Source organism: Ruegeria sp. HKCCA5491 (assembly GCF_013034565.1).
GTDB lineage: Bacteria > Pseudomonadota > Alphaproteobacteria > Rhodobacterales > Rhodobacteraceae > Ruegeria.
On the sequence record NZ_WQGG01000016.1, the window covers coordinates 1 to 17,167 of the forward strand.

General features: G+C 57.5%; 19 protein-coding genes. 9 read left to right on the forward strand and 10 right to left on the reverse strand.

All coding sequences use genetic code 11. From position 1 onward, the window contains the following. Positions 1–168: 168 nt before the first annotated feature. Positions 169–762, reverse strand: a complete 594-nt coding sequence (locus GOV88_RS18545; protein ID WP_171241348.1) for a hypothetical protein — start codon at positions 760–762, stop codon at positions 169–171. Positions 763–859: 97 nt separating this feature from the next. Next, the gene (parC, locus tag GOV88_RS18550; protein WP_171241349.1) at positions 860–3,208 is read right to left on the reverse strand and encodes a DNA topoisomerase IV subunit A; all 2,349 of its coding nucleotides are present in this window, start codon (positions 3,206–3,208) and stop codon (positions 860–862) included. A 200-nt stretch (positions 3,209–3,408) separates the two neighbouring features. On the opposite strand from parC, the gene GOV88_RS18555 reads away from it, so the two are divergent. The 6 genes from GOV88_RS18555 (at position 3,409) to GOV88_RS18580 (ending at position 7,705) form a co-directional block, all read left to right on the forward strand. Beyond that, on the forward strand, positions 3,409–4,020 hold the full coding sequence (locus tag GOV88_RS18555) for an SH3 domain-containing protein (RefSeq protein ID WP_254428696.1): 612 nt from the start codon (positions 3,409–3,411) through the stop codon (positions 4,018–4,020). A 69-nt stretch (positions 4,021–4,089) separates the two neighbouring features. Beyond that, entirely contained in the window at positions 4,090–4,917 is an 828-nt protein-coding gene (locus GOV88_RS18560; RefSeq protein ID WP_171125222.1) for an SDR family NAD(P)-dependent oxidoreductase, read from the forward strand. A gap of 80 nt (positions 4,918–4,997) precedes the next feature. Next, positions 4,998–5,201 carry a twin transmembrane helix small protein gene (locus GOV88_RS18565; protein WP_171125224.1) on the forward strand — a complete coding sequence of 68 codons (204 nt, stop codon included), beginning with the start codon at positions 4,998–5,000 and terminating at the stop codon, positions 5,199–5,201. Next, positions 5,202–5,774 (forward strand): cob(I)yrinic acid a,c-diamide adenosyltransferase, encoded by a 573-nt coding sequence (locus tag GOV88_RS18570; protein ID WP_171212602.1) that lies wholly within the window; start codon positions 5,202–5,204, stop codon positions 5,772–5,774. A 243-nt stretch (positions 5,775–6,017) separates the two neighbouring features. Beyond that, on the forward strand, positions 6,018–6,776 hold the full coding sequence (locus GOV88_RS18575; protein ID WP_170388298.1) for an electron transfer flavoprotein subunit beta/FixA family protein: 759 nt from the start codon (positions 6,018–6,020) through the stop codon (positions 6,774–6,776). Further along, positions 6,776–7,705 carry an electron transfer flavoprotein subunit alpha/FixB family protein gene (locus GOV88_RS18580; protein ID WP_171241350.1) on the forward strand — a complete coding sequence of 310 codons (930 nt, stop codon included), beginning with the start codon at positions 6,776–6,778 and terminating at the stop codon, positions 7,703–7,705. Before GOV88_RS18575 ends, GOV88_RS18580 begins: the two co-directional genes overlap by 1 nt. 49 nt (positions 7,706–7,754) lie before the next feature. Here GOV88_RS18580 and GOV88_RS18585 read toward each other — a convergent pair whose 3' ends face one another. Further along, entirely contained in the window at positions 7,755–8,576 is an 822-nt protein-coding gene (locus tag GOV88_RS18585) for a DUF6473 family protein (RefSeq protein WP_254449273.1), read from the reverse strand. A gap of 162 nt (positions 8,577–8,738) precedes the next feature. On the opposite strand from GOV88_RS18585, the gene GOV88_RS18590 reads away from it, so the two are divergent. Further along, a complete protein-coding gene (locus tag GOV88_RS18590) occupies positions 8,739–9,614 on the forward strand; it encodes a 3-hydroxybutyryl-CoA dehydrogenase (RefSeq protein ID WP_171212605.1) in 876 nt (291 codons plus the stop codon). Positions 9,615–9,694: 80 nt separating this feature from the next. Here the strand turns inward: GOV88_RS18590 and GOV88_RS18595 are convergent, their stop codons facing one another. The 7 genes from GOV88_RS18595 to GOV88_RS18625 are packed head-to-tail and all read right to left on the reverse strand — an operon-like array spanning position 9,695 to position 15,111. Continuing rightward, positions 9,695–10,588 carry a lysophospholipid acyltransferase family protein gene (locus tag GOV88_RS18595; protein WP_171241351.1) on the reverse strand — a complete coding sequence of 298 codons (894 nt, stop codon included), beginning with the start codon at positions 10,586–10,588 and terminating at the stop codon, positions 9,695–9,697. 39 nt (positions 10,589–10,627) lie between these two features. Beyond that, a complete protein-coding gene (locus tag GOV88_RS18600) occupies positions 10,628–10,897 on the reverse strand; it encodes an HPr family phosphocarrier protein (RefSeq protein WP_170428736.1) in 270 nt (89 codons plus the stop codon). A 2-nt stretch (positions 10,898–10,899) separates the two neighbouring features. Next, positions 10,900–11,307, reverse strand: coding sequence for a PTS sugar transporter subunit IIA (locus GOV88_RS18605; protein WP_171125234.1), 408 nt, complete (start codon positions 11,305–11,307; stop codon positions 10,900–10,902). After that, positions 11,304–12,185 carry an RNase adapter RapZ gene (rapZ, locus tag GOV88_RS18610; protein ID WP_171241352.1) on the reverse strand — a complete coding sequence of 294 codons (882 nt, stop codon included), beginning with the start codon at positions 12,183–12,185 and terminating at the stop codon, positions 11,304–11,306. The genes GOV88_RS18605 and rapZ overlap by 4 nt, the downstream gene beginning before the upstream one ends. Next, positions 12,182–12,652, reverse strand: coding sequence for an HPr kinase/phosphorylase (locus tag GOV88_RS18615; protein WP_171241353.1), 471 nt, complete (start codon positions 12,650–12,652; stop codon positions 12,182–12,184). Before GOV88_RS18615 ends, rapZ begins: the two co-directional genes overlap by 4 nt. Before the next feature lie 2 nt (positions 12,653–12,654). Next, on the reverse strand, positions 12,655–14,373 hold the full coding sequence (locus GOV88_RS18620; RefSeq protein ID WP_171125240.1) for a sensor histidine kinase: 1,719 nt from the start codon (positions 14,371–14,373) through the stop codon (positions 12,655–12,657). A 33-nt stretch (positions 14,374–14,406) separates the two neighbouring features. After that, a complete protein-coding gene (locus GOV88_RS18625; protein ID WP_171241354.1) occupies positions 14,407–15,111 on the reverse strand; it encodes a response regulator transcription factor in 705 nt (234 codons plus the stop codon). Between the two features lie 182 nt (positions 15,112–15,293). Here GOV88_RS18625 and GOV88_RS18630 point away from each other — a divergent pair, with 182 nt between their 5' ends. Further along, positions 15,294–15,476, forward strand: coding sequence for a hypothetical protein (locus GOV88_RS18630; protein ID WP_171125244.1), 183 nt, complete (start codon positions 15,294–15,296; stop codon positions 15,474–15,476). Next, positions 15,457–17,055, forward strand: a complete 1,599-nt coding sequence (locus tag GOV88_RS18635; protein ID WP_171125246.1) for a phosphoenolpyruvate carboxykinase — start codon at positions 15,457–15,459, stop codon at positions 17,053–17,055. Before GOV88_RS18630 ends, GOV88_RS18635 begins: the two co-directional genes overlap by 20 nt. Positions 17,056–17,167 lie beyond the last annotated feature (112 nt).

A 17,167-nucleotide genomic window follows, 5' to 3' on the forward strand; every position in this document is an offset into this window, starting at 1 on the left:
CAATCGTGCCGATGTTGACGTGCGGTTTTGTACGCTCAAACTTTTCCTTTGCCATTCCTCAGGCGCCCTTTTGTGATTTGGGGGACCCTTGGTCCCGTGGTTACATCTGCGCGCGCGAGATATTTGGTTCGCAGGGGAAAATCAAGCACATCCTGCGTTAAAACCCGTTCATGATGCCGGATTTTGCGTCAGCTCGCCGGATTCGAGAGGTTGTATCAGGTCAGGGCGGCGCTGGAACCAGCCGTTATCTTCATGTTCTTCGGCCAACCACTCTTCGACTCGGTCCGCAACCTTCAGGGCCAGACCGCTCATCTGTTCCTCTCTGGTGCGTGTATTTCCTGACCCGGTCAGGGCACTTTCACCGGTCGTATCTTCCAGAACCTGAAACTGTTTTCCCTTGGCCAGGAATTCTTTGTTCTTCACGTCGTAGACGTTGACCAAAACAATCGCCGTGCTTTTGGGGTTGTAGATGACCGGAATACCCGGCGGGGCCAGCATGTATCCTTCGAGACTGATACCGATGTCGTATTCCTGCGCGCCCTCATACCGGCCTAGGCGGACATCCACGGCGTTCTGAATCGCTGCTGTCCATTCATCCGGCGTGGCATCGCGGGAAACGGGACCCTGCACAGCCTTTTCAGCAAAGGCGTAGTTCACGCGAAGCTTGAATTCCCCCAGCGACTCGGGCTCTTCGTATAGCTGCGTTTGCGCACATGCGCCCAGCAGGGTCAATCCGGTTATCAAGGTTAGAATGCGTAACATGATCTCGTCTCGATAGGCCTGTTTTTCTTTGACTTAGCGCACCAACCGGGCTTGTGCCAAGCTGCATCGACGGAATTTGACTGTCGCGGCGGTGCGATCACGAGAATTTATAGTCCCTCGGGAAACCATATGGCGGCTTTTTCCCAACGCTGGCGCGTTTCGCAAGCCACTGGGACATATCGGCCTCATGCCGGGTTTTATCCCCTCCCATGGACCATTTGAGCCCCTCTGCCCAATCAAAGGTCGTGAGGTCCGACAGCCCCCCATCCAGCTCAAGTGTTCCCTGCCGTCCGCGCGCCATATTGTATTTTTGCAAACGTACACCTTTGCCGCGCCCCATTTCGGGCAGCTCTTCGACGGGAAACACAAGAAACTTACCGTTCTGGGACACCACGGCCACATGGTCGCCCTCAACTGGCTTGCAGATCATCGCGGTTTCGTCTCCCTTGACGTTCAGCACCTGTTTGCCGTTGCGGGTCTGGGCCAAAACATCATCCTCTGGCACCATGAAACCGTTGCCAGCATCCGAGGCCACCAGCAGCTTGCGCCCCGGCTTATGGATCATGATGTCGATAATCTGCGCCTCGTTCGGCAAGTCCACCATCAGGCGCAGCGGCTCGCCCATACCCCGCCCGCCGGGCAGGTTGGCCGCACTGACCGTGTAGAAACGCCCGTTCGACGCAAAAACCAGCAGACGGTCGGTGGTTTCAGCATGGAAGATAAAGCGCGGGCCGTCGCCATCCTTGAACTTGAGCTCACGCTTCAGGTCAATGTGACCCGTCATGGCGCGAATCCACCCCATCTGAGAGCACACAACCGTGATCGGTTCCTTGTCGATCATCGCCTCAAGCGTTACTTCTTCGACATTCCCGGCTTCGGCAAATTGGGTGCGGCGCGCACCGCCTTCGTAGTCTTTGCCGAAGGTCTTTTTGGTCTCTTTCAACTGCTCGGCGATCTTGGCCCATTGCAGGGCGGGATCGGCCAGCAGGTCTTCGAGGTTGGCGCGTTCCAACATCAGTTCATCGCGCTCGCGGACCAGCTCCATCTCTTCCAGACGGCGCAAGCTGCGCAGGCGCATGTTGAGGATCGCGTCGACCTGAACCTCGGACAACTCGCCCTCGCCCGGTTTGGGCGAGACATAGTCGGACTCATCAGTAGCCCGGACATGGTCGATGCCCCAATCCTCGCGCATCAGCGCGGCTTTGGGGTCGTCGTCGTAGCGGATGATGTCAATCACACGATCAAGGTTCAGGAAGGCAACGATAAAGCCCTCCAAGACCTCCAAACGGTGGTCGATCTTCGCCATGCGGTGACGCGAACGACGCAGCAGAACTTCTTGCCGGTGATCGAGGAAAGCGCGCAGCACCTCTTTCATCGAGCAGACCTTGGGCGTCACGCCGTCGATCAACACGTTCATGTTAAGGCTAAACCGCACCTCAAGGTCCGAATTGCGATAAAGCATTCCCATCAACACCTCGGGGTCCACGTTCTTAGAGCGCGGTTCAAGGATCAGGCGGATGTCATCGGCAGATTCGTCGCGTACATCGCCGAGGATCGGGATTTTCTTGGTCTGGATCAGTTCCGCGATCTTCTCGATCAGCTTGGATTTCTGAACCTGATAGGGAATCTCGGTGACAACGATCTGCCACTGGCCACGGCCCAGATCTTCAACCTCGAACTTACAGCGCAGGCGGAACGACCCGCGCCCGGTGCGATAGGCCTGCGCGATGTTCTCAGGTGGTTCGACGATCACGCCACCTGTCGGAAAGTCGGGGCCGGGCACGTAGTTCAACAATGTGTCGTCACGCGCATCCGGCGTTTTGATCAGATGCAGGCAGGCATCGCACAGCTCTGAGATATTGTGCGGAGGAATGTTCGTCGCCATCCCCACCGCAATACCGCTAGCGCCATTGGCCAGCAGGTTCGGGAACTGTGCGGGCAGCACGACGGGTTCAGTCAGCGTACCGTCATAGTTGTCGCGGAAATCGACAGCGTCTTCGTTCAGCCCCTCAAGCAGCGCCTCGGCCACGATAGTCATCCGCGCCTCGGTGTACCGCGAGGCGGCCGGGTTATCGCCGTCGATATTGCCGAAATTCCCCTGCCCGTCGACAAGTGGGTAGCGCACGTTGAAGTCCTGCGCCAGACGCGCCATCGCGTCATAAATCGCGGCATCGCCATGGGGGTGGTAGTTGCCCATCACGTCGCCGGAAATCTTGGCCGACTTACGGAATCCCCCCGTCGCGCTGAGTCGCAGCTCACGCATGGCATAAAGGATTCGCCGGTGAACCGGCTTCAGACCATCGCGCGCATCCGGTAAGGCCCGGTGCATGATGGTCGACAAAGCATAAGTCAGATAGCGTTCGCCAATCGCTCGGCGCAGCGGTTCAGCTACCTCGCCCCCGCCATCGGGGGCCTCCATGTTGGGGTCGTCGATCGTGTCGTTCATATATGATGTGATACGACGCAAGCGCGCCGCGGTAAAGCAACCAGCGCGCATTTTGCTGGGGACAAGTGGCGCTTTTTGCAACAGGGGGAGGCAAGCTTAGGATTTCCCCCAATCTTTCGACTCCGATCGTGAATTATGGTAGGCTCTCTTTAATTGAACTGCTGCCTATTTTACCTTTTTCGATTACCGGGGGATGCGCCATGTCGCGCCTTGTTCTTGTTACTTTTGCCGCGCTCGGATGGTGTTTTTACGTCATGAGCGGCGGCCCTGATTTTGAGCCGCGCGGACTGCGCACCGCCCAACCCGAGCGCGTGGCCGTTGCGCCCGAACCTGTGCCATTGCAACACACCCGCGCCGAGCAATTGGTGACCAATGTCGCCCTGCGTACGCCAACCGTACGGGTGAAGCCGATCTTGGCGAAAGAAGAGATCGTGGAAATCCTGCCGGAACCCGCCAGCCTTGAGACATTCTCGGGCCTGTCGGCTTTTGCCGATCAAAGCGCCAACATCACCTTGGCGTCCCTCGAAGACGGCATAACCGGGTTGCGCCAGATCGCTGAAACCCAGCCCGAAGAGGTGTTGGAACCATCAGCTTACGAAGAACCACAAAAGGACATCCGCGAGATCTCTGGAACGCGGGTGAACATGCGCGACGGTCCGGGGACGATCTATCCCGTCATCGGCAAAGCATCCATCGGCCAAAAGGTTGAAGTCCTCAGCGATTCAGGCACCGGCTGGCTAAGGTTGCGCGTGTTGCCCGAGCAACAGGTCGGATGGATTTCCGCATCTCTGGTCAGAAAAACCGCAGATTGACGCGGCGCTGACATTGTCCTGCCCCCTGCCCCGCCATAGCTTTGGTGCAAGGCGAGAGGCAGGAAGACCATGCAGAAGACAATTCTTATCACCGGCTGCTCTTCGGGGATTGGGCTGGACGCGGCGCATGGTATGCGGGCGCGCGGCTGGCGCGTATTTGCCTCATGTCGGCAGCAACGTGACTGCGACCGTCTGAGGGCGCAGGGTTTCGAAAGCCCCCGTATCGACTATACCGACAGTGACAGCATCACGTCCGGCCTGCAGGATGTTCTTGATAAGACAGGCGGCACGCTCGACGCATTGTTCAATAATGGCGCGCATGGTCTTCCCGGTGCGGTGGAAGACCTGCCAACAGATGGCCTGCGCGCGATCTTTGAGGCCAATTTCTTTGGCTGGCACGATCTCACGCGGCAGGTCATCCCCGTCATGCGCGCGCAGGGGCACGGGCGAATCGTTCAAAACTCGTCTGTTCTCGGTCTGGTCGCATATCCTTGGCGGGGCGCTTATGTGGCAACCAAATATGCGGTCGAAGGATTGACCGACACATTGCGGTTGGAGCTAGCCGACACAGACATCAAGGTTATCCTGATCGAACCCGGCCCTATCACCTCCAAAATCCGCGAAAACTCGATCCCGGTTTTCGAGCGTTTCATCAATTGGCAAGACTCGGCCCTGCGCGACCGATACGAAGCCTCGTTGTTGAAAAGACTGTACGAATCCTCAGGGCCCGACCGGTTCGAGCTGCCGGCATCGGCGGTGACCGACAAGCTGGCACATGCCGTGGAATCCAAACGCCCGCGCGCCCGCTACTATGTCACCACGCCGACCTATATCGCCGGGTGGCTGCGACGGATCCTGCCCACGCGCACAATCGACCGCATCCTGTCGGACGTCTGAGGCGAAATTACCCGTTCGCTTTTTGCACGTCAGAGGCTAGATGATAGCCCAACGAAACAAGTAACGCGGACGGTGTACTCATGGACCTTCTGATGGTCGTTCTACTGTTGGCCATGGCTGCTGTTGTTGTGGTGCTGGCGATCGGCATCTCGAATTTCGGCAAAAGCGGCAAGGAAGCCGCAATGAAAAGCAACAAGATGATGCGACTTCGCATCCTGTTTCAATTCATTGCCGTGGTTTTGATCGTGCTCTACGTCTGGCTCCGTGGGCAGGGGGTTCAATAGATGGTCGTTCTCAACAAAATCTACACGCGCACCGGCGATGACGGAAAAACCGCGCTGGGTAATGGCGAACGCGTCGCGAAATATTCGGGCCGCGTGGCCGCCTATGGCACAGTGGATGAGCTGAATTCCTTTGTCGGCGTCGCCCGCACCGAGGCCGAGGGCGAAGTTGAGGCTGCGCTGTCGCGTATCCAGAACGACCTGTTCGATCTGGGCGCCGATTTCTGCCGCCCCGAAATGGAAAAAGACGCCGAGGCGGATTATCCCCCCCTGCGAGTCGTACCCGCTCAAATTGACCGCCTCGAGGCTGAAATTGACGTGATGAACGAAACACTTGAGCCGTTGCGCAGTTTCATCCTGCCGGGTGGCTCACGCCTGGCGGCTCATCTGCATGTCTGCCGCACCGTGTCCCGCAGGGCTGAACGACTGGCGGTTGAGCTGACGAATATGGAGCCCGTCAACGAGGTCGCGGTGAAATACCTCAACCGCCTCAGCGACTGGTTCTTCGTTGCTGCCCGCTGCGCCAATGAAAACGGCACGCGGGACGTGTTGTGGGTTCCGGGCGCGAACCGCTGAATGCGGCACAGTGTCTTGGTGACAATGGCCGGGCCAGAAGAGAGGGCCCAGCCACTGAACCCCTTAATGACGCAGCAATAATATTGCGCGCCGTAGCGTCAAAAAATACGAAACGCGACGTCCCAAGACCATGACGTGACGATTTTGCTCTGTTGCCATTCGAATTGAAACGCTATTCAGACCCCCGAGAGCATTGGTGGAGTCGCTTCGCGGCTTACCGGATTTGTAAGGAGAAAGCGCAAAATGAAGGTACTCGTGCCTGTCAAACGCGTGATTGACTATAATGTGAAGGTCCGCGTGAAAGCGGACGGTAGCGGTGTCGATCTCGCCAATGTCAAAATGTCGATGAACCCGTTCGACGAGATTGCCGTGGAAGAGGCGATCCGCCTGAAAGAAGCGGGCAAGGCCGACGAAGTCGTTGCCGTTTCGATCGGCGTCAAGCAGGCGCAGGAAACGCTGCGCACCGCTCTGGCCATGGGCGCTGACCGCGCCATTCTGGTTGTAGCAGCCGATGACGTTCATCAGGATATCGAGCCTCTGGCCGTTGCGAAAATCCTGGCCAAAGTGGTCGAGGAAGAGCAGCCCGGTCTGGTTCTGGCGGGCAAACAGTCGATCGACAACGACATGAACGCCACCGGTCAGATGCTGTCGGCCCTGCTGGGCTGGAGCCAAGGCACCTTCGCGTCCGAAGTAGACATCGAAGGCGACACCGCCAAGATCACCCGTGAGGTTGACGGCGGCCTGCAGACCATCAGCGTCAAGATGCCGACCATCGTGACCGTTGACCTGCGCCTGAACGAGCCGCGCTATGCGTCGCTGCCCAACATCATGAAGGCGAAGAAAAAGCCGCTGGACGAGAAAACTGCCGCCGATTACGGCGTCGACGTCTCGCCCCGTCTGGAAATCGTCAAAACCGAAGAGCCGCCGGCACGTGCCGCTGGTATCGTCGTAGGCTCGGTTGACGAGCTGGTTGCGAAACTCAAAGAAGCGGGGGCTGTGTAATGGCTGTTCTTCTTCTCGCCGAAGTCAACAATGGTGAACTGGCGCTGGACGCCACCGCCAAAGCCGTCAATGCCGCGAAGGCACTGGGCGACGTGACCGTTCTGGCCGCAGGTGGCTCTGCCGCTGCTGCAGGTGAAGCCGCTGCGAAGATCGACGGCGTTTCCAAGGTTCTGGTCGCTGAAGACGAGTCGCTGGGTCACCGCCTGGCGGAGTCGACTGCGGCCCTGATTGCTGGTCTGGCCGACGGATACGAGCATATCGTTGCCCCCGCCACCACCGATACCAAGAACGTGATGCCGCGCGTTGCGGCGCTGCTGGACGTGATGGTGATCTCGGATGCGTCCGGCGTGGTTGACGGCTCGACCTTCGAGCGTCCTATCTATGCGGGCAACGCGATCCAGACCGTCAAGTCGAACGACGCTAAGAAAGTCGTCACCTTCCGCACCGCGTCCTTTGACGCGGCGGGCGAAGGCGGTTCGGCTGCGGTTGAGACCATCTCGGTCGGTGCTGACGCTGGTCTGTCCTCGTGGGTTGAAGACAAGGTTGCCGAAAGCGATCGCCCCGAGCTGACCTCGGCTGGCGTTGTTGTTTCGGGCGGCCGTGGTGTCGGCTCGGAAGAGGACTTCAAACTGATCGAAACCCTGGCCGACAAGCTGGGCGCCGCTGTTGGCGCGTCGCGCGCCGCCGTGGACTCGGGCTATGCTCCGAACGACTGGCAGGTGGGTCAGACCGGTAAGGTTGTTGCACCGGACCTGTATGTCGCTGTCGGCATCTCGGGCGCGATCCAGCACTTGGCGGGCATGAAGGACTCGAAGGTCATCGTTGCGATCAACAAAGACGAAGAAGCGCCGATCTTCCAGGTTGCTGACTTTGGTCTGGTTGCCGACCTGTTCCAGGCGGTGCCGGAACTGACCGAGAAACTCGGCTAAGCCCACGCTTCGCTTTGAATAAAAGGCCCGCCAAACGGCGGGCCTTTTTTCATTGTAGGTCCCGAATACGACGCGAAAGGGTCTCGGCAATTTTCCTATGTGCAGCCGGGCCGATCATGTGCTCGGCCATCGGCTGCTGCAATGTTCCAAACAACATATTTTCCAATTCTTCAGATTGGCCAGAAACGTTAACGAACAGGTCCACAACATCAAGACAATAGGGGCGGACAGCCCCTAGCATTTCTGCTGAAACAGGAACCTGGGCATCTGTACCAAATTCACATTCATCGGACTGCCGCCGGACATCCAGGTTCAAGAGGATCACAGGTGCTTTCAGAGAGTTAAACAGTTCTCGCAGCAACCCGACCCAATTCTTACGCAAGTCTTCAGCAACCACCTCAAACCGCGCGTCCTGATGTCCCTTCAACAGCGACACAAGGTGATACACGAAATGCACGTCCGTGAAGTCGATCTCCGGGTAAAGCGAACACAAATCATCGGTAGGTGCTAGGAACCGGTCATTTCGCCGGGGATGCACTTTGTAAAAACGGTTTGATTGCCCCAGAATGTCCGGAGCCTGCAGGACACACATCTCTGCGCCGCTTAGCAAAGATCGCAGGCCAGTATCCCGCAACAGCGCGTCCACGCCACAGAAAAGGCTGCCCAAGTTCAGGCACCTGCGGTCTAGTTTTCCCTCGAGAATCGAGGGAAAAGGACGTTCGACAAAGCGCCCAAAGGTTTCGGTCCCGCCGACACATGCCATGTAATGCGTATCCAAAGATCGCTGCGGCCCACGAAACCATAACCGCGATCCATCATATTGGCACACGGCATCCTCGGGTCCCCCCGAGCCTGTTTGATGATAGCTCATACCACTCACCCATTTTTCACCCGGGTGCCATCATGCAGCCGCAAATCTTGAGAATTTCCTAATGTGCGCATTTGAAGCAAAATCCAGATGCTTGATCCTCTTGCCGCCTGCCCCAAACTGCCGATACTGTCGCCATAACCCGTGGCACAAAGGCACCTGAATATGGATGTAAAATCGGTCGGAGTGATTGGCGCAGGTCAGATGGGGAACGGCATTGCCCATGTTCTTGCCCTGGCCGATTACGACGTTTTGCTGAATGACGTCAGCGAAGACGCACTTAACAGCGCAATAACAACGATCGAAGGGAATATGGCGCGACAAGCATCGCGTGGAAAAATCTCGGACGACGCAATGCAGGCCGCGCTGAAGCGCATCAAGACCACGCTTGAATTGCCCGAGCTGGGCCAGACCGACCTTGTGATCGAGGCCGCCACAGAACGCGAGGCGATCAAACAGGCGATCTTCGAAGATCTTCAGCCGCATTTGCAGCCACATACGATCCTGACATCAAACACGTCGTCGATTTCCATTACGCGGCTGGCAAGTCGAACAGACCGACCCGAACGCTTTATGGGGTTCCACTTCATGAACCCGGTTCCGGTCATGCAGTTGGTCGAGTTGATTCGAGGAATTGCCACCGACGAAGAGACATTCAGCGCCTGCAAAACCGTCGTGGACCGACTTGGTAAAACTGCAGCCAGCGCCGAGGACTTCCCGGCCTTTATCGTGAACCGCATTCTGATGCCGATGATAAACGAAGCTGTTTATACCCTGTATGAGGGCGTCGGGAATGTTCAATCCATCGACCAATCAATGAAACTGGGCGCAAACCATCCGATGGGTCCGCTTGAGCTGGCGGATTTCATCGGTTTGGACACGTGCCTGGCGATCATGAATGTCCTTCATGACGGATTGGCCGACACCAAATACCGCCCGTGCCCTTTGTTGACTAAATATGTCGAGGCCGGGTGGTTAGGGCGCAAGACACAGCGCGGTTTTTATGACTATAGAGGCGAAGTGCCTGTCCCGACCCGGTAAAGGGGGCCAGCCCCCTCGCCCGGATTTCACCCGGCCTCACCCCCGGGATATTTTTGGCCAGATGAAGAGACGGATCAGGGTTAAAGCGACTCACCAAGTCCCAACGTGTGCTTGCGGAGCCAAGCCATGAAGCCGCGTGGGTCGCGCTCGAGCAGTTGCATGTCTTCTTCTGAAATCGGATCACCGATTACCGGTGACTGAGGTTTGTTGCAGGAGCGAACGATCTCGTGCAGCAGTAGGCCTTGGCGCAGAATCGCGGACATTTTGTTGGCGATCTGGTATGCCCGCGAGTTTCTGCCAGGAAAGAAGATAGGAACGACTTGCGCGCCCGATCGGCGAATCATCTTGGCCGTAAACACGTTCCACTCGCGCTCGATCGCGGGGCCGAACCAGTCATCAGACGACATCACCACGCCAGACGGAAACAATGCGACCACTCCGCCATTTTTCAGGTGCTCCATCGCCTTGCCGCGCATTTCAAGCATTTTGGCCTGTGCTTCCGGATCATGTGGGAAGGGGACAGGGATCATGAACGACGTCGCGGCCTCGTCCAAACCAGTCAGAACAGAGCGGGTCAGGATACGATAGTCACTGCGCACCTGCCCGATCAGTTCGGCCAGAATCATGCCGTCGACCATTCCGTGGGGGTGATTGGCAACCACGACAACCGGGCCGGTTTTCGGGATGCGGGCAATCTGTTCCTGAGGTGTAGTCAGGTTAATACCCATAACCTCAAGCGCGCCGCCCCAGAACCGTTGGCCGCGATAGTATTCGTTCTTCTTCTCGAATTTGTTGACCATACGCAAAATGGTCAGCTTGCCCGTACACCATTCGATGGCGCGGATAGCTGTTGAAGTCCAGGCATCGTCGAAAGAGTTTGCGTAGGTCAGGGTTCTACGATCGTAGATTTCGCCCTGGTCCTCGGTCCCATCCACAACCGGGCCTGTCTTGGTCTCGTGCGTCGTTTCCGCCAATTCCTGGTCTTCCCGTTCTTGATGTCGCAGCAGGCGCCGTCAGAACCCTTCCCCGAACTTGTCGTTCACCAAGGTTTCCAGCGCATCAGCCAACGCCTCAGCATCCGGTCCGGACGTCTCGACGTCAATAGTCGTTCCGCGCGATGCTGCCAACATCAAAAGACCCATTATGCTGTCACCTGACGCAGAAAGCCCGTCTTTTGACACTTCGGCCTGGGCGTCGAAACCTTCGACCACCTCAACCAGCTTTGCCGAGGCACGGGCGTGCAAGCCCTTTTCATTGATTATTTTCAAGCTTCGGTTCGTCATTCTTAATCAATCCGGTCTTCGTCCAACGTCACATTTTGCGCATTGATATACTTGCGTCCAGCCTCCATCGCCTGCCGCACGGCGTCGCCGATTGGCAAGTGGCGGGATTTGGCCAGTTTAATCAACATAGGCAGATTTGCACCGTAAAGGATACGTCGATCCTGCGGGGCGCAGGCGCGCAAGCTTAGGTTCGATGGGCTGCCACCAAACAGATCGGTTACAACGACAACACCGTCACCCACATCTACACTGTCTGCGGCGACACAGATTTCATTCTGCTTGGCATCGCGATCGTGATCCGCTTCGATCGAGATCGCGGCCAAGCCGGGCTGTTTTCCGACCACATGCTGCATTGCGGCCAGGTACTCCTGAGCCAACCCACCATGTGCAACAAGTACGATCCCGATCAATCCGACCTCACATTCAACGATCGACGTTCCATTTCGCGGTGCCTAATTGCCACTTGCTGCCCCTGCTCTGCAAGGGCCTTTGCGACCGCCTCGGCGGTAGCAACGGATCTGTGCTGTCCTCCGGTGCACCCAAAGGCCACCGAAAGGTGCGCTTTGCCTTCGGCGCGATAGGCCGGCAACAGGAGTTCAAGCAAATCGACAACACGGTCAAAAAACGGTGCATAGTTCGCGTCAGACTGAACATAGCGCGCCACATCCGGGTTTCGACCATCTTCGGCGCGAAGTTCCGGGCGCCAGTACGGATTGGCGAGAAACCGGCAGTCAAACACCATATCCAATCCACGAGGCAAGCCGCGCTTATACGAAAAAGACTCGATAGATACCGCCAGGTGGCGTCCACCTTTCGGCGCGAACCAGCGCTCGACCTCTTCGCGCAACTGGTGAACGTTCAGCGGGCTGGTGTCGATCAACGTGTCCGCAATTTCACGGATCGGGTCGAGTAGTTCTTTTTCCTGGCGAACGCCGGTTTCGGGGCTTGAATCTGACGCGACAGGGTGGCGTCGTCGGGTTTCGGAAAAGCGGCGCACCAAGACTTCGTCGTCGCAGTCGAGATACAGGGTTGAAATGTCGACATGGTCCATGCGTTGAACTTTGGCGATCAGTTCAATGAACCCGATCGTCGAGAAATCGCGGTTCCGCGCGTCTATTCCCAACGCCATGGGACGGTCGGTTGCGGGTCCTTCAAGCAGGCGCAGCAAGAGCCCCATCGGAAGGTTGTCGATAGCCTCAAAGCCAAGGTCTTCGAGAACGCGGATCGCCGTTGATCTGCCAGCGCCCGAAGGTCCCGTTACCAGAACGATGCGCCGCTGAGTTGTCATGTGCTGGGCCATTCAGGGTCTACACGCCCCATTTTAAGTAATTGCATCAAAGCTGATGCCAAATTGGGGACACCCGCGCCGCGTAGCAAGGGAACAGTTTGCCTCAGGGCACGGATTTCCGTTACGTTTGGCAAGCGGGCTGTCTCTGTTTGGTCCAGATCAACAACATAGCTCAGGTTTACTGGCCCGACCGATTGCGCACGCAACAAGCCGACGCCGCGCGCCTCAATCAATCCTTGGATCTCTGGAGGAGCATCGATCAGGACCTTTTCAGGTTCCATGGTCAAAACGACCCTGTCATCTGCAACCAACCCTGCGCCCAAAGCCATCATCTGCAGCGCAAGGGCCGATTTTCCTGCCCCAGCGGTACCAAGGATCAACAGACCCCGCCCGTCGAAGGCAACACATGTGGCATGTATAATGGCAGTGTTCTGATGCGCGACGTCTGCGAGGGCCCGACCGCTCATGACTACACGGGCAGACCCACGACAAAGCGCGCACCAAGTGGATCGGACGTGACGTCGGCCTCTGTCGGGCGAATGTTTTCGGCCCAGATCACACCGCCATGCGCCTCGACTATCTGTTTTGAGATCGCAAGCCCAAGGCCAGAGTTATTGCCGAAATGTTCCACCGGGCGCTGTGAATAGAAGCGTTTGAAAACCTTGGTCAGCGCCTGTTCCGGGATGCCGGGCCCGGTGTCTTCGACGACGATCAGAACGCGGTTTTCACGGCGACGCACCCAAACGCGAATGGCATCACCGCTTTCGCAGAACGAGATCGCATTTGTGATCAGGTTGACGAACACCTGCGCCAAGCGCGCCTCAAGCCCGTTTATTTCGATCGGCTGAGACGGCAGATCGGTGATGTAATCCACGCCTTTGCTCCGGGCCTCTTCTCCCAGATACTGGCTGATATTGCCTAGCAGTTTCAGCAGATCGAAGAGCTGTTCTTCTTCTTTGACCAGTTCCGCATCCAGGCGTGACGCGTTCGATATATCGCTGACCAGACGGTCCAACCGACGGACATCATGTTCAATCACGCTCAACAGTTTTTCACGCTGATCTTCCCGTTTGACCATGCGCAGCGTACCAACGGCGGATTGCAGGCTGGCCAAGGGGTTCTTGATTTCATGCGAAACATCGGCGGCGAACTGTTCGTTCGAATCGATCCGGTTGTATAGCGCGTTCACCATGCCCCGCAGCGCCCGACTGAGGCGACCGATTTCATCGGGGCGTGCACTCAGGTCGGGAATGCGAATTCGTCCCGGATTTACCCCCGCGCCGCGGTCTTTGCCCGACTCGGCGGCGGCGGCCAAGTCCGCCAAAGGGTTCGCAATTGTCGACGCCAGAACAAGACTCAGGCCGATTGAAACCAAAAGCGCAACCACGAACATCTGCAAAATGCGCTCTTGCTCGCGCCGGGCCAACGCGTCGATTTCACCGGCAGGTCCGGCCATCGCAACAGCGCCGACAGGCGACCCCTCTAATGAAATGGGCGAGGCGGCAACGATTACTGTTTCGCCTGCTGCATCTTTTACGGCCTGCACCTGCATCTGTCCTTGCAGCGCGGTCGGAATCAGGGACTGCACGCGTTGTGCAAGCGTCGGTGCCTCATCCGGGTTGGCGTTGGTGAATATCTTGGACAGGCCTTTCCAGACGGCGTTCAGCGCATCGCTGATCAGGGTGCTGCCGGTCTGAACTTCGGCTTCTGACCTTAGAAGAATGGGCATGGGAGCGCTTGTTGCCCCCCCCCGGGTCCAGCCGATCAGAGTTCCCGCTGCATCGTAAACAAAAACTTCGCCGCCGACCGGAAGGCTCAACCCGGCAAGAGTGTCCTTAACATCAAGCTCGGCCGTGCTAAGAGAATGAGCGGCAGAATTCTGGCGCAACTGCGCTTCGAACACGTTGCTGACCAACTGGGCGTCGCCCATCAGATTGCTCGCGGTCTGCTTTACCTGTTCGTCCCGTGAGTCATCCAGATAGAGCAGTCCGGTGACCAGAATAACCAGAGCAATCAGGTTAAACGTGATGATTTTGCGGGCCAGCGGCGACCCGCGCAGCGAAAATAGGTTCCGACTGCGGCGCGATGCCCCCAGTTCGGCCGAGTCAGGATCCTGAGGGATGACCCAGTCATCGCCCAGAACCACATCACCGTCCCGCAATTCGCTGGCTTGTTCCGTATCGCGCACGAGGCCCAACTACCCTTTGTTAAGCGGTCAATCTTATTCTTCGTTGTACCGGTAGCCTATCCCGTACAGAGTTTCGATGGCCGAAAACTCTGAATCAGCGGCGCGCATTTTCTTCCGCAGACGCTTGATATGGCTGTCAATCGTACGGTCGTCTACATACACCTGATCGTCGTAAGCGACGTCCATCAGTTGATCACGGCTTTTGACAAAACCGGGGCGTTGCGCAAGGGCTTGCAACAACAAGAATTCAGTCACCGTCAGGGATACGTCCGTACCTTTCCAACTGACCGCGTGACGCAGCGGGTCCATCCGCAGCTCACCCCGTTCCATGACCTTGGCATCGCCCGTGCTGGCCGTTGCAGCATCACCCGAAGTCGCTTCCTGCCGCCGCAGCAGCGCGCGAATACGTTCGACCAACAAACGCTGCGAGAAGGGTTTCTTGACGTAGTCGTCAGCCCCCATGCGCAGGCCGAGCACTTCGTCGATTTCGTCATCCTTCGAGGTCAGAAAGATCACCGGCATCTGGGTTTTCTGCCGCAGGCGCTGCAACAAATCCATGCCGTCCATGCGCGGCATCTTGATATCCAGAACGGCCATGTCCGGCAGTTTCTTGTTAAATGCGTCCAACGCAGCCTGCCCGTCGTTGTACGTTTCGACCTCGAAGCCTTCGGCCTCAAGCGTCATGGACACGGACGTCAGAATGTTTCTGTCGTCGTCCACCAGTGCAATCTTTGACATCGGGTTTGCCCCTATTCCTGCTCACTCATGCTTTATATCGTTATTAGTAAGGTATTTCTGGCGTTTTTAAGGCCGCGAATCAATCCGTATCTGCGAATCGTGCGTTTGTTGTCACACAGTTGCGGCAAAAAAGCCGTTAATGTTGCCGGAAAAGCGCCATGATTTCCGACAGGAAATTTGTGATGGCGCTAAACCTGACCTTGGTTGCGCTAACTGCGCCAAACCGTCCTGTTCATGCCCCAAATGACCGTGATAAGACGCGCCTGTCCGCCGGAACGATCCGGCAATTTGCCCCAAGAGCGCACCCGGCCCAAAGCCTTCGCGCCGCCACAGGAGAAGACACACATGACATCTGGACGGGTTAACCCGCAATTCCGCCTCGAAGATCAGGGCATCGAGGGTCTGGGCAATGTCTATTATAACTTCATGGAACCGGCGCTGATCGAAGAGGCTCTGAAGCGTGAAGAAGGCACTTTGGGCAATGGCGGGGCCTTTCTGGTCACCACCGGCAAGTTCACCGGCCGGTCGCCCAAGGACAAGCATGTCGTCAAGACCGACAGCGTTGCCGATTCAATCTGGTGGGAAAACAACGCGGAAATGAGCCCCGAAGGGTTCGACGCACTGTACGAAGACATGCTGGCCCACATGAAAGGCCGCGACTATTTCGTGCAGGACCTCGTCGGCGGGGCAGACCCGGCCTATTCGATCAATGTGCGCATGGTCACCGAGTTGGCCTGGCACAACCTGTTCATCCGTCACCTGCTGCGCCGTCCCGATCGTGAGGATCTGGACGAGTTCACCGCAGATTTCACTGTCATCAACTGCCCCAGCTTCCAAGCCGACCCGACCAAGCATGGCTGCCGGTCCGAGACCGTGATCGCGATGAACTTCGACCGCAAGCTGATCCTGATCGGCGGCACTGAATATGCGGGCGAGAACAAGAAGTCTGTCTTTACCCTGTTGAACTATATGCTGCCGGAAAAAGGCGTCATGCCGATGCATTGCTCGGCCAACCATGCTGTTGGTAACCCGGTCGACACCGCGGTTTTCTTTGGCCTGTCGGGCACCGGTAAGACCACCCTGTCCGCTGACCCGGCCCGCACCCTGATCGGGGATGACGAACATGGCTGGTCGGATCGCGGCACCTTTAACTTCGAAGGTGGCTGCTATGCTAAGACGATCAGCCTGAACCCCGAGGCCGAGCCGGAAATCTACGCGACCACCAGCAAGTTCGGTACCGTGATCGAGAACATGGTATTCGACCCCGAAACCAAGGAACTGGACTTCGAGGATGACTCGCTGACCGCAAACATGCGCTGCGCCTATCCGTTGGAGTACATCTCGAACGCATCCAGCAGCGCGCTGGGTGGCCATCCCAAGAACATCATCATGCTGACCTGTGATGCGTTTGGCGTGCTGCCTCCGATTGCGCGGCTGACCCCAGCGCAGGCGATGTATCACTTCCTGTCTGGCTTCACGTCAAAGGTTGCCGGGACAGAGCGCGGCATCACCGAGCCTCAGCCGACCTTCTCGACCTGTTTCGGCGCACCGTTCATGCCGCGCCGCCCGGAAGAGTACGGCAACCTGTTGCGGGACAAGATCGCCCAGCACGGCGCGACCTGCTGGCTGGTCAACACCGGTTGGACCGGAGGCGCCTATGGCGTTGGCAGCCGGATGCCCATCCGTGCCACCCGTGCCTTGCTGACCGCTGCTCTGGACGGGTCGCTGCGCGATGCCGAGTTCCGTAAGGACGCCAATTTCGGCTTTGATGTGCCAGTTTCTGTTCCCGGTGTGGCCGAGGTTCTGCTGGATCCGCGCCGCACCTGGGACGATCAGGCCGCCTTTGACAAACAGGCCGAGAAACTGGTGCAAATGTTCGCCGAGAATTTTGAACAGTACTTACCGTTCATCGACGAGGACATAAAAGCTGTCGCAATCGGATAATCAGACAGGGGGCGATTTTCGCCCCCTTTTCTTATTGCGCGACTCACTAAATCGTCATCTCTTCAGGGTTGAATAACGCCAAAAGCGCATACAAATTCGTTGCCCGGATTCG

Coding starts and splice junctions, on each gene's coding strand:
- GOV88_RS18545 (WP_171241348.1), bottom strand. CDS start 762: ATGTTACGCATTCTAACCTTGATAACCGGATTGACCCTGCTGGGCGCA.
- parC (WP_171241349.1), bottom strand. CDS start 3,208: ATGAACGACACGATCGACGACCCCAACATGGAGGCCCCCGATGGCGGG.
- GOV88_RS18555 (WP_254428696.1), top strand. CDS start 3,409: ATGTCGCGCCTTGTTCTTGTTACTTTTGCCGCGCTCGGATGGTGTTTT.
- GOV88_RS18560 (WP_171125222.1), top strand. CDS start 4,090: ATGCAGAAGACAATTCTTATCACCGGCTGCTCTTCGGGGATTGGGCTG.
- GOV88_RS18565 (WP_171125224.1), top strand. CDS start 4,998: ATGGACCTTCTGATGGTCGTTCTACTGTTGGCCATGGCTGCTGTTGTT.
- GOV88_RS18570 (WP_171212602.1), top strand. CDS start 5,202: ATGGTCGTTCTCAACAAAATCTACACGCGCACCGGCGATGACGGAAAA.
- GOV88_RS18575 (WP_170388298.1), top strand. CDS start 6,018: ATGAAGGTACTCGTGCCTGTCAAACGCGTGATTGACTATAATGTGAAG.
- GOV88_RS18580 (WP_171241350.1), top strand. CDS start 6,776: ATGGCTGTTCTTCTTCTCGCCGAAGTCAACAATGGTGAACTGGCGCTG.
- GOV88_RS18585 (WP_254449273.1), bottom strand. CDS start 8,576: ATGAGCTATCATCAAACAGGCTCGGGGGGACCCGAGGATGCCGTGTGC.
- GOV88_RS18590 (WP_171212605.1), top strand. CDS start 8,739: ATGGATGTAAAATCGGTCGGAGTGATTGGCGCAGGTCAGATGGGGAAC.
- GOV88_RS18600 (WP_170428736.1), bottom strand. CDS start 10,897: ATGACGAACCGAAGCTTGAAAATAATCAATGAAAAGGGCTTGCACGCC.
- rapZ (WP_171241352.1), bottom strand. CDS start 12,185: ATGACAACTCAGCGGCGCATCGTTCTGGTAACGGGACCTTCGGGCGCT.
- GOV88_RS18615 (WP_171241353.1), bottom strand. CDS start 12,652: ATGAGCGGTCGGGCCCTCGCAGACGTCGCGCATCAGAACACTGCCATT.
- GOV88_RS18625 (WP_171241354.1), bottom strand. CDS start 15,111: ATGTCAAAGATTGCACTGGTGGACGACGACAGAAACATTCTGACGTCC.
- GOV88_RS18630 (WP_171125244.1), top strand. CDS start 15,294: ATGGCGCTAAACCTGACCTTGGTTGCGCTAACTGCGCCAAACCGTCCT.
- GOV88_RS18635 (WP_171125246.1), top strand. CDS start 15,457: ATGACATCTGGACGGGTTAACCCGCAATTCCGCCTCGAAGATCAGGGC.